This is a genomic window from Rhizobium sp. 05L429 (assembly GCF_056397645.1).
Genome location: NZ_JBFTNV010000016.1, coordinates 92,286 through 114,951, shown reverse-complemented (window position 1 = coordinate 114,951; position 22,666 = coordinate 92,286). Strand labels below are relative to the sequence as shown.

The window sequence follows — 22,666 nt, the reverse complement described above, 5'->3', positions numbered from 1 at the left end:
ATGTGCTGCGATGCACAAATTTAAACAATTTTAAATCCTGCCCGCATAGGTTCGCTTTGATTGCAGCGGTTCAATTGAATCGCTTGGTGCCATGAAGGCTCTCGCGTCCTCCCCGCCGATCATGTTCCTCATCAAGAAGTCTTGTGGCTGCGCACCTCGCGCGGTTGCCCCTTGTCGCGCCTGATGTCGCCAGGAGAAATTGACCGATGTTCGCTCGAAACATATCCTTGAACGGTAAGCTTGCGGCCACGTTCGCAGCACTCATCCTTATTTTCGTATCCGTTTCCGCTTTCGTCTATTCCAAGGCAACGACTTCGGCGAGCGCCTCCGCCGAGCAGGAGAAATCCGAGCGTCTGGTCAACCAGATCGACGACGCGTTGCAGGCCATGCTCGAGCAGGCCGTCAACCTGCGCGGTTTCATCCTCTTCCGCAGCGACAGCACCTATGGCGACATCTTCGCCAACCGCGAGCGGATGCTAAAGGCAATTGCCGCCGCCAAGCAGACCGCTTCTTCCCAGCCTGAGGTCGTCTCGATGATCGACGACATGCAGAAGGCTGCAGACCTTTATTTCCATGAGCTCGCCGAGCCGCAGGCCAAGGCCCGCAAGGAAACCGAAACGCCGATCGCAGAGGTCGTCAAGATCGGTGTCAACGCCACCAAGGGCCAGCTCGACGGCTTCCGCGCCGCTTCCGCCAAGATCAAGTCGCTTGCCCGCGAAAAGTCCGAGTCTCTTGCTGAAGCTCAGCTTGAGGCCAACAGCGACCTCAAGACCACGCTGGTGGCTGGTGGCATTGCTGCAGCGCTTGCCGCCGCCGGTCTCGCCTGGGCCTTGTCGCGCACCATCGTTCGCCCGATCGTCGGCATGACGACGGCCATGGACCGCCTCGCCGGCGGCGACCACAATGTCGAAGTTCCGGCAACCGGCCGTCAGGACGAAGTCGGCCGCATGGCTCAGTCGGTACTGGTCTTCAAGGAAGCCGCCATTGAAAAGCAGCATCTTGCCGGCGAAACCGATCGCATGCGCGGCGAAGCCGAACGTCAGCGCCAGATGAGCGACGAGCAGAAGGCCCGCGAAGAAGGCGAGATCCGTTTCGCCGTCGAAGCTCTGGCCGGCGGCCTTGCAGGCCTTGCCGTTGGCGATGTCGCAGCCCGTATCCAAGCGCCGTTCGCCCCGCAATACGACAGCCTGCGCAACGACTTCAACAATGCCGTCGAGAAGCTGCAGGCCGCCCTGCAGTCGGTCGGCCGCAACGCTTCGGCCATCAATGCCGGCGCCGGTGAAATCCGCTCTGCCGCCGACGATCTCGCCCACCGCACCGAACAGCAGGCCGCTGCCGTCGAAGAGACCGCAGCCGCTCTCGAAGAGGTCACGACCACGGTCCGCGATTCCGCCAAGCGCGCCGAARATGTCGGCAACCTCGTCGAGCGCACCCGCCTCGGCGCTGAAAAGTCCGGTGAGGTCGTCCGCAGGGCGGTTTCGGCCATGCAGCAGATCGAAAAGTCCTCGGGCGAGATCTCCAACATCATCGGCGTTATCGACGACATCGCCTTCCAGACCAACCTCCTGGCGCTGAACGCCRGCGTCGAGGCCGCCCGTGCCGGTGAAGCCGGCAAGGGTTTTGCCGTCGTCGCACAGGAGGTCCGTGAACTCGCTCAGCGGTCCGCAAACGCCGCCAAGGAAATCAAGGCACTGATCAACACCTCCAGCGAACAGGTCAATTCCGGCGTCGGCCTCGTCGGTGAAACCGGAAAGGCGCTGGAAGCGATCGTCGCCGAGGTTCAGGAAATCAACCACCACGTCGGCGCGATCGTCACGGCCACCCGCGAACAGTCGATCGGCCTGCAGGAGATCAATACTGCGGTCAACAACATGGACCAGGGTACACAGCAGAACGCCGCCATGGTTGAAGAACAGACGGCCGCCAGCCACGCGCTTGCCCAAGAAGCCTCCGCCCTCGACGACCTGCTACGCCAGTTCAAGCTCGGCACCCAGGCTGCTGCTCCGGTCCAGAGGACCGTTGCCGCGACCCCGGCATCCCGCCCGGTCGCGTCTCCCGCCCGCGCACTCGCCAGCAAAGTCACCAGGGCTTTCGGCGGCAAGCAGGCAACGGCCGCCGCTGCTGTTGTCCAGGAAGACTGGACCGAATTCTGAGAGCAACTCTCGCGAATGACAAATGGGGCAGGGCGGCATTCATTGCCGCCCTTTCTTTTTGTGACCTTGGAGCAATTCAGCAAAAATGTGCACGCGGACATAGTCGCGACGGAATTGGGAAGGGCAGAGGCAGGCTTTATCGCCAATGGCGATTTCATCAACGATGCGTTGCATCACGGCGGAATGATCTTCCACCGCGACGGCAAGAGGCCACAATAGAGAGATGCGGGTCGGTGTGCTGCCTTAACCGGCCACGCCCACCGCAACACCGCGTCCGAGTGCGTTGAAGACAGTCGAGACGATGCCGGCGCGATCAAGCCCCGCATGACCGATCATCGCTTCCGGCTTTGCCTGCTCCATCCAGATATCGGGCATCACGAGCGTGCGAACCTTCAGCCCGCGGTCGAGCAGCCCATCCGTCGCCATGAATTGCATGACCTGACTTCCGAAGCCGCCGACGGAACCTTCTTCCACGGTGATAAGGATTTCGTGATGGCGTGCAAGCTGACGGATCAGGGCGTGGTCGAGCGGCTTTGCGAAGCGCGCATCGGCAACCGTGGTCGAGAGGCCTGCGGCATCGAGGTCCTCGGCTGCCAGCAGACAGTCGGCAAGCCGCGTGCCGAAGGAGAGAAGCGCCACCTTGGTGCCTTCCTTGACGATGCGCCCGCGGCCGATCTCCAGGATCTGGCCGCGCTCCGGCATGTCGACGCCTACACCTTCGCCGCGCGGATAGCGGAACGAGATAGGGCCGGCATCATAGGCGACGGCTGTGCGCACCATATGCTTGAGTTCGGCCTCGTCGGCAGCCGCCATCACCACGAAGCCGGGCAGGGTGGCCAGGAAGGCGGTGTCGAAGGAGCCGGCATGTGTCGGTCCATCAGCACCGACGAAACCGGCGCGGTCGATCGGGAAGCGTACCGGCAGGCCCTGTATTGCCACATCATGCACAACCTGGTCATAGGCGCGCTGCAGGAAGGTCGAATAGAGCGCCGCAAACGGCTTGAATCCTTCGGCGGCAAGGCCGGCGGCGAAGGTCACGGCATGCTGTTCGGCAATGCCGACATCGAAATAGCGTGACGGGAAGATCTCGGCGAATTTATCAAGGCCGGTGCCGCTCGGCATGGCGGCCGTGATACCGACGACGCGGTCGTCGAGTGTCGCTTCCTGGACCAGCGTTTCGGCAAATACATTGGTATAGCTCGGCGCATTCGGCTTCACCTTCGCCTGCGCGCCGGTGATGACATCGAATTTGTTGACGCCGTGATATTTGTCGGCGGCGGCTTCCGCCGGCGCATAGCCCTTGCCCTTCTGGGTGACGATATGGATCAGCACCGGGCCATTGGCATTGTCGCGCACGTTGCGCAGCACAGGCAGAAGATGATCGAAGGAATGTCCATCGATCGGGCCGATATGGTAGAAGCCCATCTCCTCGAACATCGTCCCGCCGGTCACATAGCCGCGGGCATGCTCGACGGCGCGGGTGATGGCGCGGTCGATGTTCTTGCCGAGATAGGCCGTCAGTTTCTTGCCGAAGTCGCGGAAGCCCATATAGGTGCGCCCGGAAGCAAGGCGGGCGAGATAGGCGCTCATCGCGCCCGTCGGTGGCGCAATCGACATGTCGTTGTCGTTGAGGATGACGATCAGCCGCGCGTCCAGCGCGCCAGCATTGTTCAGCGCCTCATAGGCCATGCCGGCCGACAGCGCTCCGTCGCCGATGACGGCGATGACGCGGCGGTCCGTCTTGTCGATATCGGCAGCGACCGCCATGCCGAGACCGGCCGAAATCGAGGTCGAGGAGTGCGCAGCACCAAAGGGATCGTATTCGCTCTCTGCCCGGCGGGTGAAGCCCGAAAGGCCGTTTTCCTGGCGTAGCGTGCGGATGCGGTCTCGGCGTCCGGTCAGGATCTTGTGCGGATAACACTGGTGGCCGACGTCGAAGATCAGCCGGTCGTCAGGCGTATTGAAGACGCTGTGGATGGCGATCGTCAGCTCCACCACCCCAAGACCTGCGCCGAGATGCCCGCCAGTGCGGGAGACGGCATCGATCATTTCGTCCCTGACTTCGCGTGCAAGCTGCGGCAGATCGCGATCCTCGAGCTTGCGCAGGTCGGCAGGATAGGCGACCTGATCGAGCAGCGGGGTCTTCGGGGATTGTGTCACGGGCGGGCGCTCTTCTTTGACTGATCGGCTTTGCTTTATTCGATTGAATTGCGGCAAAACAACTACATTTGCATAACCGCAAGTTTTTCACCTTAGAGCACTTCAGCCCTCCGGCAAAGGCACGAATTCCTCTTCGTCGCCGGGGACGATGTCGAAGCGGCCGGTGCGCCATTCCTCCTTGGCCTTCTCGATCCGCTCCTTCGAGGAGGAGACGAAATTCCACCATATGTAGCGCTTGGAGTTCAGCGCTGCACCCCCGAACAGCATCAGATGACAGCCCTGAGTGCCTGCTTCCAGCGTGATCGCATCGCCCGGCCGGAACACGAGAAGCTGGTCTGGCGMGAACCTGTCGCCGGCAATGACGACCTCGCCCGCAAGCACGTAGACGGCCCGTTCCTCGTGCGCCGCACCGAAAGGAAATTTCGCGCCAGGCTGCAGGGAAATGTCGGCATAGAGCGTATCGGTGAAGGCCTTCACCGGCGATGTCAGGCCTTCGAAGGAGCCGATCACGACACGGCCGGTGACACCGCCATCCTCGATCAGCGGCATGTCGCTTTTTTCGGTATGGGTAAAGGAGGGATCGATTTCTTCCTTGTCGTCGGGCAGCGCCAGCCATGTCTGGAGGCCGGACATGGAAAGCGGATGGCCGCGCAGATTGTCCGGCGTGCGCTCGGAATGCACGATGCCGCGGCCGGCCGTCATCAGGTTGATGTCACCGGGGCGGATGACCTTTTCCGTGCCGAGGCTGTCGAGATGGCGGATTTCGCCGTCGAAGAGATAGGTGACCGTCGAAAGCCCGATATGCGGATGCGGCTTCACATCCAGCGCCTCGTCGGGCTTCAGGATCGCCGGCCCCATGCGGTCAAAGAAGATGAACGGCCCGACAAGCCGGCGCTGGCGCGTCGGCAGGGCGCGCCGCACCTGGAAACCACCGATATCGCTGGTGCGCGGAATGATCAGGTCCTCGATCGCGTCACAGGCGAAGGCGTCGCCGGGCAGGGGATCTTTACCGGGGAAAAAGGACATGGCGAACTCCGATCACAAGGGCTTAAGCCACAGATAGCGCCTGCCGGTCTGTGGCGAAAGGGCCAGTTTCTGAGATCGTCGTGAAGCCTTCAGATCGCGGTGAAGCCGTTATCGACGAAAAGATGGGCACCGTTGACGAAGAGCGATTCATCGCTGGCGAGATAGAGTGCGGCTCGGGCGACATCCTCCGGCTCTCCGATCCGGCCCTGCTGCGCGGCAATCGCAGCGTCGGACACATCCACGCCATGCGCCTGCAATTCCTTCACCTCGCGCAGGCCGTGCGGCGTACGGATGAAGCCGGGGCAGACGGCATTGCAGCGGATGTTACGGTCGCGGAATTCCACCGCGATGGCGCGCGCAAACATATGCACGGCGCCCTTGGTCGTATCGTAGAGCACTTCCATCGGCGTTGCCGCGACGGCAGAGATCGAGGAGGTGCAGACGATAGAGCCGCCGCCGGCCTCGATCATCTTGGGCAGCACCGCCTTCGTCATCAGGAACATGGAGCGTACGTTGACGGCGTGCAGCCAGTCCCATTCCTGCAGCGTGGTTTCCAGGAACGGCTTGATGACGATCGTGCCGGCATGGTTGAAGAGCACCGTAACCGGGCCATAACGTTCCTCGACGCCTGCCACGGCAGCATTGACGGCCACTTCATCCGAAACATCAGCCGTCCAGCAATCGGCCTCGCCGCCGGCCGCGCGGATCTCGTTGACGGTCTCCGCCGCTGCATCGCCATTGCGGTCGATGATGGCGACGTGCGCACCCTCAGCCGCAAACAGCTTCGATGCCGCGCMGCCCATGCCGGTAGCACCGCCTGAGACAATGGCGACCTTGCCCTTCAATCTGTCCGTCATTTCTTCTGTTCCCCTGATGTTGTCGAGGGATCATAGATCGACAGGAAGCTTGCAGCCAAGAGCCTTGGAAGAGATGGTTGCTGTGCCTCAGGCGCCGTCGAGCGGCTCCACGCCCTGCGGCTTGCCGGCGCGGTCGAGGCGGATCTTCTCGATGCGGTTTTCGGCGGCCGAGAGCAGCGTTTCGCAATGCTTCTTCAGCGCTTCGCCGCGCTCGTAGATCTCGATGGATTCATCCAGCGCCACGTCGCCGCGTTCCAGGCGGGCCACGATGCTTTCGAGTTCGGCAACCGCCTTTTCGAAGGAAAGACCGGAAACCTCCGGCTTGGCGCTGTCAGTCATTCTCAACCCTTCATCATTCTGAGGATATGCATACCCGCCGACTCGGCGAGTCCTTCCAGATCATAGCCGCCTTCCAGCAGGCTGACGACCCGGTTATTGGCGCTGCGATCGGCAACCTCCAGAAGCCGGCCCGTTGCCCAGTCGAAATCCTCACCCGTCAAGTTGATCTGCGCCAGCGGATCACGGTGATGCGCATCGAAACCGGCGGAGATGATGATGAGATCGGGCCTGAAATCGTTGAGTGCCGGCAGCACGCGCGACTTGAAAGCCTCGCGGAAATGGTCGCTGCCGACATTGGGCGAAAGCGGCGCATTGACGATCGTGCCATGCGCGCCATTCTCGTCCTTGGCGCCGGTCCCGGGATAAAGCGGCATCTGATGGGTGGAACAGAAAAGCACGGAGGGATCGTCCCAGAAGATATCCTGCGTGCCGTTGCCGTGGTGGACGTCCCAGTCGACGATGGCGACGCGTTCTGCGCCGTGAACCTTCTGCGCATGGCGGGCGGCGATCGCTGCATTGTTGAAGAAGCAAAAGCCCATCGCCGTCATCTTTTCGGCATGATGCCCCGGCGGGCGGGCGGCGACGAACACATTGTCCGCCTTGCCCCGGAACACGTCGTCGACGGCAGCCATCGCTCCACCGACGCCGGTCAGAGCCGCCTGCAGGCTCTTTTGGCTGGCATAGGTATCGGCTTCGAGCTGATTGATCTTGTCTTCCTCTTCCGGGATCTGCCGCATGACGGCGATAAGATGCTCCTCCGGATGGGCAAGCAGTACGGCGTCTTCATTCGCCTGCGGGGCTTCCTTTCGATCGAGACGTTCGAAATTCGGATGCTCCAGCGCCACATTGAGCGCGCGGATGCGGTCGGAGCGCTCGGGATGGCCTGACGGCGTCACGTGCTCGAGAAAAACAGGATGTTCGTAAAGACGGGTGCTCATGCAGGCACTCTATCGGTCGCAAATGTCATGATCCACAGCAGATGGAGCGCTGCGCGTCGATTTCAACAAGCCGCATCGTCGCGATTAACGCTCGCATCCTCCCGTTTACGCTATTTTAATTGTTTCGTTTACTTCGACGGACCCCATGCTAGGGTCATGGTGATAACCTGCAAGGCAGACCTGTAAATGAGTAAGACGAACCGCCCGGACATGGTGGAATTGCGCGTACCGTTTCGTGATGTGGACATGAACGGCCAGATGTTTCTGGCCTCCTATATTTCCTATGCCGAATCCGTACTTGCGAGCTTCTGGTCGTCGAGGCCAACAGTGGAAGACGAGCCCGTCTATACTGCCAGCAAGGTTTCCTGCATCCTTCATCGCCCGCTGCACTATCACGAGATGGTGACCTTCATCGCTGGCGTCGACAAGATCGGCGTACGTTCCATCGGCTTTCTCATCTCCTTCGAGATTGAGGACGAGCGTGTCGCCGAGGTAGAGATCATCTGGCAGGCGCGCACCAGCGACGATGGTTCGCCCGCCGCACTCCCCGAAGAGACCCGCGACTGGCTCTATAGTTTTCTCGATTAGATACGGATCGGCAGCAGCGGATAGCCTACCATGACGGCCCGGCCGACGAGCGCTGCGACAAAGGCCTTGATGACGTCGCCCGGAATGAAGACCATGCTGCCGATAAAGGCCTGCTGCAGACCGATATTGGCAGCAAAAGCCAGATAGGCGATGCCGAAAGCATAGAGCACGACGATGCCGCCGATCATGGCGGCGAGGAAGAAGCTGACCGTCTGCACGAGGCCGGACTGGTTGCCATGAACCAGACGCTCGCTGAGGAAGCCCGTCACGAAAGCGGCAAAGACCCAGCCGAACAGGAAGCCTGATGTCGGAGCCACGAAGGCGGCATATCCGCCACGGCCGCCCGAAAGCACCGGCAGTGTCATTGCAACAAGCAGCAGCACGATCAGCACGGAAATCGTGGCGCGTCTTGCGCCAAGCACGACGCCTGCCATCATGACGCCCAGCGATTGCGCGGTGATCGGCACCGGAATGAAGCCGAGATAGATGGGCGGCAGCAGACCGAGAGCCACGATAACAGCGGCAAAAAGAGCGGCAAGAACGAGGTCGCGTGTGCTCATCGTGATCTCCAATTCATAAATCGTTAACTGACATGCCGCCGAATGCCGCGCGCGTCAATCGCCGCTGCAATGTTATCCGCATCCCGTAGCGTCAAAATGATGAGCGGGGTCAGGATCKTCGTCGGCCGGACTTTCAGTCCGCGTGCCGCGTGCGCCTCGCTGATCGCGTGGTAGCGATTGATAATCTCGGGCACGAAGCGCAGCACGAGCCCGACCGCGAGGCCAATATCGTCTGCCTTCACCCAGCCGGTTCGTTCCAGCGGCCGGGCAAGCGCGGTTATCTCATCCATGAACTGGGTGATTGTTGTTGTCGCGGTCACGGCGGCGGCAAACAGCATCAGCGCCGTCAATCTCAAGAGTGTCGCCAGCGCGTCATGCCAGGGATTGACGATGAGGGTAAAGAGCGCCACGACCGCAATCGTCAGGAAGATCGGCCGCAGCCGGATGACCGATTCCTTCAGCGCCAGGCCGATGCTGCGATAGATCAGTGCGGTCAGCAGGGTGACGATGGCAAGCAGCGGAAGATTGTCCCCAATGAAGAGCACAAAGCCAAGCAGGAAGAGTGAGAGGATCTTTGCCCGCGGCGAAAGCCGGTGCAGGGCACTGTTGCCTTCGACATAAAGCGACTGCATCAGGCTGCGAGCTCCCTGTAGAGGGCGATCGCATCGGCCGCCGGCGCATCGGCCGCCAATTTGCCTTCGTGGAACAGAAGCACTCGCTCGAAACCTGATATCAATTCGAGATCATGGGTGATGACCAGGACATTCTCTTCCAGCCCGTCGATGGTCTTCTGCACGAGTGCCCGGTTGCGCAGGTCGAGCTGATTGGTCGGCTCGTCGAGGATCAGGATATTGGGTCCGGTCGCCAGCACCGAGCAGAGGGCTGCGAGCTGCAACTCGCCACCCGAAAGCTCGTGAGCACGGCGAACGGCCAGTTCCTCGGCGTTGAAGCGGGCAAGAACGAGCTCGACCTTTCTCTCTATCTCCGCTTTCGTAAATCCGCGGCCCTTGAGTCCGAAGGCAATATCGTCCTTGACGATAGGCAGGATGATCTGGTTTTGCGGCGACTGGAAGATGAAGCCGACATCGGCAAGCGCCGTCTTTTCATGAAGTGTGTCGCGCCCGTTGACCAGGACCTTGCCAGTGGTCGGTTTCATAAGCCCGTTGATCATCCGTGCGAAGGTCGTCTTGCCCGAACCGTTGAGGCCGATGACGCCCAGCCGGTTTTCGGTAAGAGAGAGTGTGAGTGGCTCGACCGCGACCCTTGCTCCGAAACTGGCGCCAGCGCTCTCGAAACGAATATCCAAGTATGATCCCCTTGTTTGAATTCCTGCTTCTATAAGGCAGCGGCCGTGCGATAAAGGATCAAAATCAAGTTGGCTCGAATATGGTATCGGGTAGCTAGGAAGATTTTCCGCGCTATGATCGCTGCATGACGAATCTGCTGTCCAATTCCGATGCCCGCCGTATCTTCCTCGCCAAGCAGGGGTTGAGTGCGCCTCCGAACCGCGCGCTGACCAAGGCCGGCCTGCTGGAGCTCATTCACGATCTCGGCTTCGTGCAGGTGGACAGCATCCAGACGGTGGAGCGCGCCCACCACCAGATCCTCTTCTCCCGCAATCAGACATACCGACGTGAACATTTAACCACGCTCCTGGAGAAGGAAGGCGCGCTCTTCGAGCACTGGACGCATGATGCTTCCATCCTGCCGAGCACCTTCTTCAAATACTGGAAGCATAAATTTCGCGACGAAGAAGTGGCGATCGTCGAACGCTGGCGCAAATGGCGTGGCGAGGGCTTCGAGGCCTCCTTTGAGGAAACCTATGAGCGGGTGGTGAAGGACGGGGCGATCCTGGCGCGCCACATGAAGGCGGATGGTCACGTCTCCGGTGGCTGGTGGAACTGGCACCCGAACAAGACGGCGCTCGAATATTTCTGGCGTACCGGCAAATTCGCCATCGCCGGCCGCTCCAACTTCCAGAAGATCTATGATCTTGTCGAGCGCGTCATCCCCGCCGAGTTCCACGAGCCTGAGGTCAGCCGCGAGGATTTCGTCGACTGGGCCTGCCGCAGCGCGCTCACTCGTCTGGGCTTTGCCACCCATGGCGAAATCGCCGCCTTCTGGGATCTGCTCTCGCCGGACGAGGCGAAGGCCTGGGTATGCGAACACCGAGACGAATTGATTGAAGTGCTGATCGAACCGGCTCTCGGCGGCAAGCCACGTTCCTCATGGGCTTTCACCGATTTCATAGATACAACAGATACTTACCCAGAGGCACCGGCACGAATCCGGGTGCTCAGCCCCTTTGATCCGATGATCAGGGACAGGAACCGGACCGAACGCCTGTTCGGTTTCTTCTATCGCATCGAGATCTTCGTGCCCGAGCCGAAGCGGGAATACGGCTATTACGTTTTCCCGCTTTTGGAAGGCGACAGGCTTATCGGCCGCATCGACATGAAGGCCGACAGGAAGAAGGGCACGCTGGATGTTAAGCGGCTGTGGCTGGAACCACGCGTGAAGGCATCTACGGGGCGGCTGGAAAAGCTGGAAGCGGAGCTCGAGCGCCTGGCGCGCTTCGCCAGCGTGGAAAAAGTCGTCTATCTGGACGGCTGGAAGGGATAATTCCTTCTCCCCTTAGGGAGAAGGAGCAATCAGCAGATCTCTGTCTTCGAAATCTTGATCCCGAATCCTTCCAGGCCGACATAGTGCCGTTCGCGGCTGGTCATCAGCGTGATCGAGCTGACACCGAGATCCTTAAGGATCTGGGCGCCGAGGCCGATTTCCAGCCATTCATTGTCGCGTGTCTGCGCTTCGGCGTGTGCCTCGCGACCCTGGCTGCGGGCCTTGCGGCCGTTGTCGTAATGGCCGACGCCAACCGAGCCTTCACGCAGGTAGACGATGACGCCACGCCCCTGTTCGGCAATCTTCTGCATGTAGAAATCGACCGGCTTGCGTTTGCCGAAAAGGTCATCCGCGACGTTTTCCGGATGCAGGCGCACTGGAATATCGACGCCATCACGGATGTCGCCGAAGACGACGGCGAGATGCTGCATCGGGTCCCAGGGCAGGGCGTAGGTGTGCGCCTTGGCCTTGCCGAACGGAGTTTCGATATCGAAGCTAGAGCCGAGCTCGATCAGCGTTTCCTTGCGCTGGCGATAGGCGATGAGGTCGGCGACCGAGAGGAGTTTCAGCCCGTGCTGTTCGGCGAAATCCACCACCTGCGGGCCGCGCGTCACCGTGCCGTCGTCATTGACGAGTTCACTGATAACACCGATTGGCGGCAGCCCGGCAAGCTTGCAGAGATCGACAGCAGCCTCCGTATGGCCGGAGCGCATCAGCACGCCACCTTCGCGGGAGACCAGCGGGAAGATGTGGCCGGGACGGACGAAATCCGACGCACCGACATTCGGGTTCGCAAGGTTGCGTACCGTCAGCGTRCGGTCGTCGGCGGAGATGCCCGTCGTCGTACCGTGCTTGAAATCGACAGAAACCGTGAAGGCGGTCGTATGGGCGGAATCGTTTTCCGCCACCATGGCGTTGAGGTTCAGCCGCTTGGCTTCCTCTTTCGGCATCGGCGCGCAGACGATCCCTGACGTGTGGCGCACGATGAAGGCCATCTTTTCGGGCGTCGCATGCACGGCAGCGACGATCAGGTCGCCTTCGTTTTCACGGTCATTGTCGTCCATGACGACGACGATCTCGCCGGCTTCGAAAGCCCGGATAGCGTCAACGACGCGCTTCTGGTCATAAGACATGGGACAATTCCTATTTCAGCCGGCCGGTCTGGCCGCGGTCGCGAAGATAATGGTCGGCAATGGCGCAGGCAATCATCGCCTCGCCGATCGGCACGGCGCGAATGCCGACGCAGGGGTCATGACGGCCCTTGGTGCGAATATCGACATTCTTGCCGTCGGCATCGATCGACTGCCGTTCTGTGAGAATGGAGGAGGTGGGCTTGACGGCAAAACGGGCGACGACCGGCTGGCCGGTCGAAATGCCGCCGAGAATACCGCCGGCATTGTTGGACAGGAAGATCGGCGTGCCGTCATTGCCCATCCGCATCTCGTCGGCATTGTCTTCGCCGCTCGTCTCTGCGGCGGCAAAACCATTGCCGATCTCCACGCCCTTGACAGCGTTGATCGACATCAGCAACGAAGCGATATCCTGGTCGAGCTTGCTATAGATGGGCGCACCGAGGCCCGCCGGAACGCCTTCAGCGATCACTTCGATGACGGCACCGATGGAAGAGCCGGCCTTGCGGATGCCGTCGAGATACTCTTCCCAGACGGGTACGATCTCGGCATCGGGGGAGAAGAACGGGTTCTGCCCGACCTGATCCCAGTCCCAGTTGGCGCGGTTGATCTTGTGCTTGCCGATCTGCACCAGCGCGCCACGGACGGACACGCCGGGTACGACGAGCCGGGCAATGCCGCCGGCTGCAACGCGGGCAGCGGTTTCGCGCGCCGAGGAACGACCGCCGCCGCGATAGTCGCGGATTCCGTATTTCACGTCATAGCTGAAGTCGGCATGGCCGGGGCGATACTGCCGGGCGATCTCGCCATAGTCCTTTGAACGCTGGTCGGTATTCTCGATTTGCATGGAAATCGGCGTGCCGGTGGTGATCATCGTCTCTCCGTCGGCGTCCATCATCACGCCGGAGAGAACCTTCACCAGGTCGTCTTCGCGCCGCTGGGTCACGAAGCGGCTCTGGCCGGGCTTGCGCTTGTCGAGCCAGACTTGCAGGTCCTCGAGTTTGAAGCGCAGCCCCGGAGGGCAGCCGTCTACGACGGCGCCGAGCGCTGGCCCGTGGCTTTCGCCCCAGGTGGTTACACGGAAGAGATGACCGAATGTATTGTGCGACATATGTTCCCGCCGGATGCGCGGAACCGGTCGTCACCGGCCGCGCCATTACTCGAAAAAGGCGCGACACTCATAGGCCAAAAAACCGCCCAGGCAAAAGCCTTTCTTTGCGCCTGATGGTGCTATCGGGGAATGGTGTTTCCGGTCTCTGCGAACGGTGATGTGGCTGGCTTCAGCGCTAGGATGCCAGAAGCCAGGCCGTGCCGCGCGCCTCGATCGCKAAATCGTCGAAGGAGAGAGGGCGTGCAAAGGCATAACCCTGCAGTAGATCGCAGCCGAGATCGCGTAGCAGTTCAGCATGCGCCATCGTTTCGACGCCCTCGGCCACCGTCTCGACGCCAAGCGAGCGGGCGATCTCGATGATGGAACTGACGAGCGTGCGCTCCTGCGAGGAAGCGACAATCGGCTGCACGAGCTGCCGGTCGATCTTCAGCCGTTTCGGCTTCAGCTTCAGCAGCGAGACGATCGAGGTATGGCCGGTGCCGAAATCATCGATCTCGATATCGATGCCGAGCGCCTTGATCTGTTCGAGATTCTGCGAGACCACGTCCTCGCTTTCGTCGAGGAAGATGGATTCCACCAGTTCGAAGGAGATTTCGCCGGGGCGGATCTGCAGGTCACCAAGGGAGTCCAGAAGGCTGCCATCATGCAGGCGCCGCGCCGAAACGTTGACCGAGATTTTCGGAACATAGACGCCCTGTGCCGCCCAGCGCATCTTGTCGCGCAGTGCAGTTTCCAGGACGATGCGGTCGAGCGTCTGTACGACATTGATCTCGTCGGCGATGCGCAGGAATTTGTCCGGTGTCAGCAGACCCTTGGAGGGATGGTGCCAGCGTACCAGCGCCTCGACACCGGTCAGCTTCATCGTCCGTGCGCAGAACTGCGGCTGATACCAGGCCGTGAACTCGCCATTGTCGATGCCGGCAAGGATCTCATCGGCCGTGCGCTTGTTGTTGATGATGTCGGCCTGCAGATTGTGGTTGAAGAATTCGTAACGGTTGCGGCCGAGGCTCTTGGCCCGGTAGAGCGCAATGTCTGCATTGATCAGTACCTTGCGGGCATCGATATGGATGCCGTTCGCCAGTGCGATGCCGATCGACACGCCGCAGCGACAGGAAAAACCCTGGAAATCGATGGGCTGACGCATCTCCTCGATGATACGGCCCGAAAGCTCCGCCATGTCCTTGTCGCCGACGTCGAAGGAAAGGATGACGAACTCGTCGCCGCCAATGCGGGCCACGACGTCGCTCTCGCGCAAGTTTCTGGAAAGCACGCGCGACGCATGCACCAGCATGGCATCGCCCGCTGCGTGCCCCAACGTGTCGTTGATTTCCTTGAAACGGTCGAGGTCTATATGCAGGATCGCGAATTTCTGTCGCTCCCTATGGCCGGCATCCGTCAGATTTTCCAGTGCGATATCGAGCTTGCGGCGGTTGGCAAGCGAGGTCAGCGGGTCGTGCAGGGAGTTGTGCTCGATCCGGTCCTTGGCGAGCTCCAGCTCGATATTCTTGGCAATCGCCTCATCCTTTGCGGCCTTGAGGCGCAGCGTCATCAACGCATCCTCGGTCGAATCGAAGGCGATGCCGATAATTTTCATCTCGCCGGTCGGCGTACGGTGCACCTTGCCGACGGAACGCACGTAGCGAAAGCCGCCATTTTCGTCCGGCACGCGACAGACAAGCGTATGCGTGTCTCCGAGCTGCCTGAAATGCCTGGCGCTTTCGAGGGCCAGCCCGCGGTCATCGGGATGGATGCAGGAGAGCCAGGCGTCTTCGGTCACGAAGGCATTGCTCTGCTTCAGCCCATAAAGCTCGTGCATGCGCTCGTCCCAGATCGAGCCGCATTTGCCGAGGATCGCTTCCCAAATGCCGMATTGATAGGAATCAAGTGCCAGATCGAGTTTGCCGGACAGTTCGGAAAGCTCTGCCTCGCGGCTCGAAAGCTCCTCCAGCGCAAGTTCCAGCTCGGCATTCTTGAGCTCACTCGTTTCCTTGGCGAGACGAAGCGTGTTGGTGACTTCCGCGTCGGCCGTGACATCCCAGACGATGCCGATCGTCTTTCCGGCGCCACCGGCATCCGTATAGAAGGCGCCGACAGAGCGCAGATGGCGAATGCGCCCGTCTTCACGCATCACCCTGTATTGCGCGGTGCAGGCTTCCCCGGCGATACTGCAACCGAAGAAATGAACCTCGGCGATTTCCCGGTCTTCGGGCGCGATCGTCGAAAGCCACACTTCCAGTGGCCGGCTGCCTTCCATCGCTTTGAGGCCGTGAAGGGTGGATGCTCGTGCATCCCAGGTGAGGTGGGTGGCGCTCTCCTGCAGCTCCCAGATGCCGATCCGGGAGGATTCAAGCGCCAGGTTGAGGCGCTGCGACAGCTCCAGAAGTTTGCCCTCGCGGGCCTCAAGCTGCGCGATATTACGGTTGCGTTCGCCGAGCAGCAACGTGGCGAAGAAGATCGGGATGATGATCACGCAGCCTGCCGCGACGATGATCAATCGCAGTTCAGGCTGATTTTCGGGAACAGCGTGCCAGCCGGCGTTCGGTACGGCCGCGAGTTCCCATCGCCCGCCGGCGAAGTTGATTTTTCGGCGGAGCGGATCTTTCTTATAGATATCGGAAGGACCGAAGAAGGGTGCGGCCGTTTCGTCCGGAATGCCGATGTCGCGGACCGCGATCGACAGATGGTCGAGATGCGGATAGCGCTCCTGGTTTTCGCTGTTGCGTGCGGGCTTCAGGCCCGTCGTCTCGTAGAACATGTCCTGGTCGATGACCACCTCGACCGCCCCCCAGATGCGGCGCTGGCCGTTCTGCTTGACGAATACAGGGAAGAAGATCGCGAAGGCGTTTTCTGCATCCGTCGTCTTGAAAGGACCATAGAAGCGGGCCGACTGGTCGCCGGTATTGCGGCTTATCGACATGCGCTGCAGCAGCACGTCCCGCACATCCTTGCCGATTCGGTCTTTGCCTGATTGCGCCGGATAGACCGACTTGACGATGAAATCAGGCGCGACAGCAATATGGATGAAATTCGGGTTCTGGATCAGCAGCCAGTTGATCTGCCGCTCCATCTCCACTTCGTTCGTCTGCGTGCTGAGCGAGATCAGGTTGGAAAGGTCGCGGACGGCAGTGATGTCCATGTTGATCTGCGCCGTCATGCGGGCACGGATCAGGTTCGTCTCGTTTTCAGTATGGATTTGCAGCTCGCGCAGATGGGCGGCAGTATTGGCACTGTCGAGTGCAAAGCCGACGGCAACAACGACGACGGCCACGAGGGCGGAAACCAGCAGCGAGACACGCGTATTCTTGAGAACACGCCGCAGCCGGTTGCTGTTGCTCAGCCGGAATTGCAAATCACACACCCCCACATTCGCATCGACTTTAGGGTGCGGGGGTTAATTTACGATTGCGCGCATTCAGAGCTGCTAAATCGCGTAAACAGAGAGAAAAGCACGGTGAACGGGGCCTCTTGATTATCCGTAAAATCCTATTCATCAATTGGGCGCCGAAAGCCATTCTTCCGGGCAATTTTCGCCATATTCAGGAGTTTATCTGTGGCCACTCGATATCAACGGCGACGTTTCAAAGGGATTGCCGACATGCGTTTCGTTATTGCTACGCTTCTGGCCACGGCAAATTTTCTTTCGCCCATGAGCAGTTTTGCCGAGAGCGCTGATGTCGAGGCGACGATCAAGAAGGTCGACACGACCAATCTTGTCCTGACGCTCGATGACGGCAAGACCTATCAGGCGCCCGAAGAGTTCGATTTCGAAGGCCTGAAGGCCGGCGTCAAGGTTGTGATCTTCTATACGGAAGTCGACGGCAAGCGCATCATCAACGATCTCGATATCGTCAAATAAGCCCGGACTGGACTAGATCCAGCCGATCAGGCTCTGCGACGTCTCGATCTTCAAAATTCGGTCCTGGGGAATTTCKCCCTCGGAGGCGACGTCCTTCGGCAAGTTGGAGATCATCTTGAATAGGCTTCTGATGACGCCGCCGTGGGTGACGCAGACGGTTGGCCGATCGACCGAATTCAGCCATGCGCCGGTCCGCCACGACATGATCTCGTAGCTTTCCGCATCCTCGCCCGGCGGAATGAAATCCCATTTGTTGATGTTGCGTTCTGTGACGCGCTCGGCCTGCGAGGCCCGGAGCTGCTTGAGCGTGTGGCCTTCCCAGTCGCCGAAGGAGACTTCGACCAGGCGTTCGTCGGTGCGGTATTCCCCGGGCGGGAGCCCCATGGCTGATCGCATGATCTCCATGGTCTCGCGCGTGCGTCCGAGCGGGCTTGCGACGAAATCGAACTCCGCATCTTCGCCCTTAAGGATCGCCGCAAGGGCGATCCCGTTCTGCTTCGCCTGTTCGCGGCCGATCGCGTTGATCGGAATATCCTTCTGCCCCTGCAGGCGCCGCTCAGCATTCCAGTCGGTCTGGCCGTGTCTGATCACATAGATAAGCACGGGGATCGGCTCCACTTAGGGGCTAGGACGCCTCAGTCCTTGATGACGGAAATATCAGGCGCGTCCACAGCCTTCATGCCGATGACATGATAGCCGCTGTCGGCATGATKCACTTCACCCGTCACCGAACGCGACAGGTCCGAGAGAAGATAGAGGCCGACATCGCCCACTTCCTCGATGGTCACSGTRCGRCGCAGCGGCGMRTTGTAYTCGTTCCASYKSAGGATGTAGCGGAAATCGCCGATRCCGGAGGCAGCGAGCGTTTTGATCGGGCCAGCCGAAACGGCGTTGACGCGGATGTTCTTCGGTCCGAGGTCGACGGCGAGATACTTAACGCTGGCTTCAAGCGCCGCCTTGGCGACACCCATGACATTGTAGTTCGGCATCACCTTTTCTGCACCGTAATAGGTGAGGGTGAGCATCGAACCACCCTCCGTCATCAGCTTCTCGGCGCGGCGAGCGACCGAGGTGAAGGARTAGACSGAGATCTGCATGGTCTTGGTGAAATTGTCAGGCGAAGTATCGACGTAGCGACCGGTCAGCTCATCCTTGTCGGAAAAACCGATGGCATGCACGATGAAATCGATCTTGCCCCACAGCTTCTCGACATTTTCGAAAACGGCATCGATCGTGGATTCGTCGCTCACGTCACAATGGCCGACCATGACAGCGCCGATTTCGGCAGCCAGGGGCTCCACACGCTTCTTCAGGGCGTCGCCCTGGTAGGTGAATGCAACTTCTCCGCCCTGCGCATGAATGGCCTTAGCAATACCCCACGCAATCGAACGATTGTTGGCGACACCCATGATGACGCCGCGTTTGCCTGCCATGAGGCCGGATGCTTGAGCCATATTTCGTTTCCCTAGGAATTCTGATGATCCTGCCTATGGCATAGGCCGTTAATCGGTTCAAGCTTGGCAAAGATCATCAACTGTTAGGGATCGTAACAAAGGGTGCGATTGTCACCGAAATTTCATAAAAACAGCCCTTCACGCATGCTCCGCATGAGATCGGTGACCTTGTCGTCGGGTTTTTCCCACAACATAATGCGCAATTCCACGACGAGATCGCCTTTTCCGCCGCTGTCGTTGGGCAGGCCCTTGTCGGGAATGCGGATCGTCTTGTCGGAGCCGGACCAGGCAGGAACCGTCACATTGAGCGGTCCCTGCGGACCGTCGATACGCGCCTCGGTGCCGAGCACCGCATTCTCGATGTTCAACGGCAGCACCACATGCACGTCGAAACCGTCGACGGTGAAGCGTGGGTCGGCGGCGATATGGATATTGATCACGGCGTCGCCGCGCTGCATGCCCGGCAGCTTGAAACCCTGGCCCTTGAGCCGGATCTGGTGGCCTTCTGTCGTGCCGGCCGGCAGGGCGAATCCGACTTCGCGGCCTTCCGGAAGGGAAACAGTCGTCCAGCTTCCCTTCATGATGTCTTCGATCGTCACGGTCGCGGTCGCGACTTCGTCTGGCGCTTTCTCAAGACCCGGCTGGCCGGCGCCGGTGAAGCGGCGCACAAGCGAGGTCAAAAGGCTGAGTGGCAGCGACATGTTGGCGCCGCCGGCAACGGAGGCCTCTGTCTGCTCGTCCTCTGCCCTGGCGGGGTCGGATTCCGGGGTTTCCTGTTCTGGCGCCTTGGCCGCCTCGGCTGCATGCGGCTTGGCCTGTGCCTGCTGAGAATGCGCCTGCTGGGCCTGCGATTGGGCCTGTGCGCCGGTAGTGCGGGCTGTCTGCGCGCCGAAGATGCGCTCGACCACCTCTTCCGCAGCTTCCGTTGCGCCGGCCTGCTGCTGTTTAACACCCGCTGCCGCGGCAGCCTTCTGCGCATTGGCATTGGCGCGCGCAAGCTCTTCCATCACGCGCTCGGCGTTGGCCTGTGCAGCCTTTGCGCGGACGGCGGCCTCACGGGCCGCGTGCCGCTGCTGCATGATCGTTTGTTCCTGCTTCTTGGCTTCTGCCATGCGCACGGCATTGTCGAAGAGATTGCGCTTCCTCGGATCTTTCAGCGTTTCATAGGCGCGGCCGATCTCGGCAAAACGCGCGGTCGCCGTCGGGTCACCCTGATTGTGATCGGGATGCACGGCCTTGGCCATGTTGCGCCAGGCCGCCTTTATTTCGTCCGCCGCCGCGTCACGCTTGACGCCCAATATCTTGTATGGATCACGCATTGTTCGCACCGCCGCTGTCGCAATCCGGGAGGCATGTTCCTCGTGGCCGTTCCCGGAAACCGAATAATCAACTCAGACGCGCCGTCCGGTTCGCTGTTGCGAAAGGAAAGCCCGCTCGTCGGCCGATCGTGCGGGAGAGTTGCTAATCACTTCTTATTTCCGAACTTGGATATGGGGTGTTTTGCCGCGAATGGTTAGCCTTTCACTAAACATTGAGGCGAATCGGCACGGCACATTAACCCTGGCGTGTCAGGGGCGCATCGTGCCGAAACAGGTGGACAGACAGGGTCAGCTTTCCGGCTGGAAGCTCAAAAGCTGCCAGTTGCCACCGCCGACGAGGCAGGTCTTGCCAAAGAATTTGGCGATGCCGACATAGGAGTGCCGCGTCGTGCGGAACTGGCGGCAGACTTGGCCGGCGTCATTATTCTCGACGATCGTGTCGATTATGCCGGCGCTGCCGGTCGAGGCATTGGCCCAGGGAAGCGGCTGTCCCTCGAGCTTCTGGATATCGGCGGAGGTCACGGCGTTGCGCACCGTCATCTCGTCTGAAAGCGTATCTGTGCTGGGAGCGGGCTGCGGCACCGTGCCGGTTGCCACCGAACGGTCGACCTTTGCCGAACTCAGGAAATCGAACCCTCCAGCCACGCAGCCGGAAAGTGACAGAATCGCGATACTGACGATGGAGAGTCTGAAGCTGCGGCGCAGCGAACCCTTTGTATGGCGATGTGTCTTTGCTATGACTTCCACCCTGTATCCTTCCCCAGCTTCAAAGGCTGGGTCAGTTTTAATAAATCGCGGGATTTGAATTAATATGTCGGCAAACGGGTTAACAGGTGGTGACTTTACCGAAAGTGAAGAGCCCTTCAAGCTCTTTGGGGAATGGCTGAAGGAGGCGGAGGCTTCCGAAGTCAACGACCACAATGCTGTCGCGCTCGCGACGGTCGATGAAGATGGGCTGCCCAATGTCCGCATGGTTCTCCTGAAGGGTTTCGACACCGACGGATTCGTCTTCTACACGAATTTCGAGAGCCGGAAAGGTCGCGAAATCTTGGGGCAGAGGAAAGCCGCCATGTGTTTCCACTGGAAAACGTTGCGCCGTCAGGTGCGGGTTCGCGGCCCCGTCGAATTGGTCACCGATACCGAAGCCGACGCTTATTTCGCCACCCGCGCCCGTGGCAGCCGCATCGGTGCCTGGGCTTCCAAGCAGTCGCGCCCGCTCGAAAGCCGTTTTGCACTGGAAAAGGCCGTTGCCGAATATACGGCGCGCTACGCAATCGGCGAAATCCCGCGTCCGTCCTACTGGTCCGGCTTCCGGATCCGCCCGACCTCGATCGAATTCTGGAAAGACCAGAAATTCCGCCTGCACGACCGCATCGAGTTTCATCGCCCCGCACCGGAAGGCGCCTGGGATAAGGTGAGGATGTATCCCTAGAGGCGTTATTTTCCGAGCAGTTTCAAGGGAATGCCCGAGGCCAGCGCCGAAACGTAGCGTGGCTTATGGTAAAACCCGTTGAGCGAAATGCGCGGCATATAGGTGGCGTTGCTTGCGGCCGGGAAGCCCGGCTGCGTTGTGACCGCGACGGAAAAGCCGAGATTTGCCGCAACGCCAGCTTCCCGGCCTGTCGCAGCCTCCGGCGTGCCGTAGGGATAGGCGATCGCCCGAGGGCGAATGCCGGTGATCCGCTCGACATAATCGGCCGAGATTTCCATCTCGATCCGCGCTTCCGCCTGCGGCAGGCGGGCCAGCGCCCGATGGCTGATCGTATGGGCGCCGAGACTGGCGAGGGGGCTTGCCGCGAGCTTGCGCAGCTCCTGCGGCCCCATGACCAGTTCCCGCGTGATGTCGACCGGCTCAATTCCGTGGCGCCGGGCCAGCGCGTCCACCTCTGAGATGGCGCGGCTCTCGTCCAGCCTGTGGATAAACTCGGCAAGCCGGTCGAAGGCGTGCCATTTCCGGACCGGCGTGTCGAGCGCCAGTCTCTCCCGCCCGCGGCCGAAGTTGAATTCGACGCTGTTCTCCCTGCCGAGCAGCAGCGCCAGCGTTTCCCACCAGATGCTGTGCGAGCCTTCGGCAAAGCCTTGTGTTATGAAAACGGTAAAGGGAGCCCGATGCCGTTCGAAGACGGGCAGGGCATGGTCGAGATTGTTGCGATATCCGTCATCCAGCGTGAAGGCGGCAAACAGCCGATCGTCCTGCKGGTCCGACAAGAGGGAGGGCACCGCTTCGAGCGGTACGAAACGATAGCCGCTCCGCTTCAGCCGTCGAAGCGCGGCATCCAGAAATTCCGGTGTGATTTCAAGGTGTCGGTTCGGCTCGAACGGCTGGGCGACATGCGGGCGCACGTGATGAAGTGTAAAGATGACGCCGCGTCCGCGGGCCTCTTTCATGAGCCCGGCGGCATTCGCCAGCCAGGCCGCTTCCAGCCCGCTGCCGATCGCGATGCGCTTCAGCCGCCGCTTCCACTGACTCATTTTTCCCGTGACCCCGCTTTGCAATCGTGTCACACAAGCTATCAATGCCGCCGTTAAACCTTGCTGAATCCTGCCCGGAAA

The 22,666-nt window shown here is 60.5% G+C and carries 22 protein-coding genes; 6 read left to right on the top strand and 16 right to left on the bottom strand.

The window, feature by feature from the left end; genetic code table 11:
* The first annotated feature begins 206 nt into the window (after window positions 1–206).
* Both AC1DNW_RS18450 and AC1DNW_RS18445 read left to right on the top strand, forming a co-directional pair.
* On the top strand, window positions 207–2,153 hold the full coding sequence (locus tag AC1DNW_RS18450) for a methyl-accepting chemotaxis protein (RefSeq protein ID WP_477853978.1): 1,947 nt from the start codon (window positions 207–209) through the stop codon (window positions 2,151–2,153).
* Window positions 2,154–2,168: 15 nt separating this feature from the next.
* Window positions 2,169–2,372 (top strand): Atu4866 domain-containing protein, encoded by a 204-nt coding sequence (locus AC1DNW_RS18445; protein WP_113310720.1) that lies wholly within the window; start codon window positions 2,169–2,171, stop codon window positions 2,370–2,372.
* Window positions 2,373–2,396: 24 nt separating this feature from the next.
* On the opposite strand, the gene dxs is transcribed toward AC1DNW_RS18445, so the two are convergent.
* The 5 genes from dxs to AC1DNW_RS18420 all read right to left on the bottom strand — a co-directional run bounded on the left by dxs (window position 2,397) and on the right by AC1DNW_RS18420 (window position 7,473).
* The gene (dxs, locus tag AC1DNW_RS18440) at window positions 2,397–4,313 is read right to left on the bottom strand and encodes a 1-deoxy-D-xylulose-5-phosphate synthase (RefSeq protein WP_113310721.1); all 1,917 of its coding nucleotides are present in this window, start codon (window positions 4,311–4,313) and stop codon (window positions 2,397–2,399) included.
* 102 nt (window positions 4,314–4,415) lie between these two features.
* Complete coding sequence (locus AC1DNW_RS18435; RefSeq protein WP_477853977.1) at window positions 4,416–5,339, bottom strand: pirin family protein; 924 nt, start codon at window positions 5,337–5,339, stop codon at window positions 4,416–4,418.
* Window positions 5,340–5,428: 89 nt separating this feature from the next.
* Complete coding sequence (locus tag AC1DNW_RS18430; RefSeq protein WP_477853976.1) at window positions 5,429–6,196, bottom strand: SDR family NAD(P)-dependent oxidoreductase; 768 nt, start codon at window positions 6,194–6,196, stop codon at window positions 5,429–5,431.
* 87 nt (window positions 6,197–6,283) lie between these two features.
* Window positions 6,284–6,535 (bottom strand): exodeoxyribonuclease VII small subunit, encoded by a 252-nt coding sequence (locus AC1DNW_RS18425; protein ID WP_003545921.1) that lies wholly within the window; start codon window positions 6,533–6,535, stop codon window positions 6,284–6,286.
* 2 nt (window positions 6,536–6,537) lie between these two features.
* Window positions 6,538–7,473, bottom strand: a complete 936-nt coding sequence (locus tag AC1DNW_RS18420) for a histone deacetylase family protein (protein ID WP_113297221.1) — start codon at window positions 7,471–7,473, stop codon at window positions 6,538–6,540.
* A 186-nt stretch (window positions 7,474–7,659) separates the two neighbouring features.
* Here AC1DNW_RS18420 and AC1DNW_RS18415 point away from each other — a divergent pair, with 186 nt between their 5' ends.
* Window positions 7,660–8,061, top strand: coding sequence for a hotdog domain-containing protein (locus AC1DNW_RS18415; protein ID WP_113309854.1), 402 nt, complete (start codon window positions 7,660–7,662; stop codon window positions 8,059–8,061).
* Here the strand turns inward: AC1DNW_RS18415 and AC1DNW_RS18410 are convergent.
* The 3 genes from AC1DNW_RS18410 to AC1DNW_RS18400 are packed head-to-tail and all read right to left on the bottom strand — an operon-like array spanning window position 8,058 to window position 9,927.
* Complete coding sequence (locus AC1DNW_RS18410) at window positions 8,058–8,621, bottom strand: biotin transporter BioY (RefSeq protein ID WP_113297219.1); 564 nt, start codon at window positions 8,619–8,621, stop codon at window positions 8,058–8,060. The genes AC1DNW_RS18415 and AC1DNW_RS18410 overlap by 4 nt on opposite strands.
* 23 nt (window positions 8,622–8,644) lie before the next feature.
* Window positions 8,645–9,253: a CbiQ family ECF transporter T component gene (locus AC1DNW_RS18405; RefSeq protein ID WP_477853975.1), complete on the bottom strand. Its 609-nt coding sequence runs from the start codon at window positions 9,251–9,253 to the stop codon at window positions 8,645–8,647.
* On the bottom strand, window positions 9,253–9,927 hold the full coding sequence (locus AC1DNW_RS18400; RefSeq protein ID WP_113309856.1) for an ABC transporter ATP-binding protein: 675 nt from the start codon (window positions 9,925–9,927) through the stop codon (window positions 9,253–9,255). The genes AC1DNW_RS18405 and AC1DNW_RS18400 overlap by 1 nt, the downstream gene beginning before the upstream one ends.
* Window positions 9,928–10,052: 125 nt before the next feature.
* On the opposite strand from AC1DNW_RS18400, the gene AC1DNW_RS18395 reads away from it, so the two are divergent.
* Window positions 10,053–11,243 carry a winged helix-turn-helix domain-containing protein gene (locus AC1DNW_RS18395; protein ID WP_477853974.1) on the top strand — a complete coding sequence of 397 codons (1,191 nt, stop codon included), beginning with the start codon at window positions 10,053–10,055 and terminating at the stop codon, window positions 11,241–11,243.
* A 29-nt stretch (window positions 11,244–11,272) separates the two neighbouring features.
* Here the strand turns inward: AC1DNW_RS18395 and ribB are convergent, their stop codons facing one another.
* The 3 genes from ribB to AC1DNW_RS18380 form a co-directional block, all read right to left on the bottom strand.
* Window positions 11,273–12,376, bottom strand: a complete 1,104-nt coding sequence (gene ribB / locus AC1DNW_RS18390; protein ID WP_113309858.1) for a 3,4-dihydroxy-2-butanone-4-phosphate synthase — start codon at window positions 12,374–12,376, stop codon at window positions 11,273–11,275.
* A gap of 10 nt (window positions 12,377–12,386) precedes the next feature.
* The gene (aroC, locus tag AC1DNW_RS18385) at window positions 12,387–13,484 is read right to left on the bottom strand and encodes a chorismate synthase (RefSeq protein ID WP_113297214.1); all 1,098 of its coding nucleotides are present in this window, start codon (window positions 13,482–13,484) and stop codon (window positions 12,387–12,389) included.
* A 175-nt stretch (window positions 13,485–13,659) separates the two neighbouring features.
* Window positions 13,660–16,833, bottom strand: a complete 3,174-nt coding sequence (locus tag AC1DNW_RS18380; protein WP_477853988.1) for a bifunctional diguanylate cyclase/phosphodiesterase — start codon at window positions 16,831–16,833, stop codon at window positions 13,660–13,662.
* Window positions 16,834–17,079: 246 nt separating this feature from the next.
* On the opposite strand from AC1DNW_RS18380, the gene AC1DNW_RS18375 reads away from it, so the two are divergent.
* Window positions 17,080–17,340, top strand: coding sequence for a DUF1344 domain-containing protein (locus tag AC1DNW_RS18375; protein WP_113309860.1), 261 nt, complete (start codon window positions 17,080–17,082; stop codon window positions 17,338–17,340).
* Window positions 17,341–17,352: 12 nt separating this feature from the next.
* Here AC1DNW_RS18375 and AC1DNW_RS18370 read toward each other — a convergent pair whose 3' ends face one another.
* From AC1DNW_RS18370 to AC1DNW_RS18355, 4 genes are all read right to left on the bottom strand, one after another.
* Window positions 17,353–17,943 carry a histidine phosphatase family protein gene (locus AC1DNW_RS18370; protein WP_113297212.1) on the bottom strand — a complete coding sequence of 197 codons (591 nt, stop codon included), beginning with the start codon at window positions 17,941–17,943 and terminating at the stop codon, window positions 17,353–17,355.
* A 32-nt stretch (window positions 17,944–17,975) separates the two neighbouring features.
* Window positions 17,976–18,794 (bottom strand): enoyl-ACP reductase FabI, encoded by an 819-nt coding sequence (gene fabI / locus AC1DNW_RS18365; RefSeq protein WP_477853973.1) that lies wholly within the window; start codon window positions 18,792–18,794, stop codon window positions 17,976–17,978.
* Window positions 18,795–18,916: 122 nt separating this feature from the next.
* The gene (locus AC1DNW_RS18360) at window positions 18,917–20,113 is read right to left on the bottom strand and encodes a DnaJ C-terminal domain-containing protein (protein WP_113309861.1); all 1,197 of its coding nucleotides are present in this window, start codon (window positions 20,111–20,113) and stop codon (window positions 18,917–18,919) included.
* Window positions 20,114–20,401: 288 nt separating this feature from the next.
* Window positions 20,402–20,860: an RT0821/Lpp0805 family surface protein gene (locus AC1DNW_RS18355; RefSeq protein ID WP_113309862.1), complete on the bottom strand. Its 459-nt coding sequence runs from the start codon at window positions 20,858–20,860 to the stop codon at window positions 20,402–20,404.
* A 64-nt stretch (window positions 20,861–20,924) separates the two neighbouring features.
* Between AC1DNW_RS18355 and pdxH the strand changes: the two genes are divergently transcribed.
* Complete coding sequence (pdxH, locus tag AC1DNW_RS18350) at window positions 20,925–21,545, top strand: pyridoxamine 5'-phosphate oxidase (protein ID WP_113309863.1); 621 nt, start codon at window positions 20,925–20,927, stop codon at window positions 21,543–21,545.
* A gap of 5 nt (window positions 21,546–21,550) precedes the next feature.
* Here pdxH and AC1DNW_RS18345 read toward each other — a convergent pair whose 3' ends face one another.
* Complete coding sequence (locus AC1DNW_RS18345) at window positions 21,551–22,585, bottom strand: polysaccharide deacetylase family protein (protein ID WP_477853972.1); 1,035 nt, start codon at window positions 22,583–22,585, stop codon at window positions 21,551–21,553.
* Window positions 22,586–22,666: the final 81 nt, after the last annotated feature.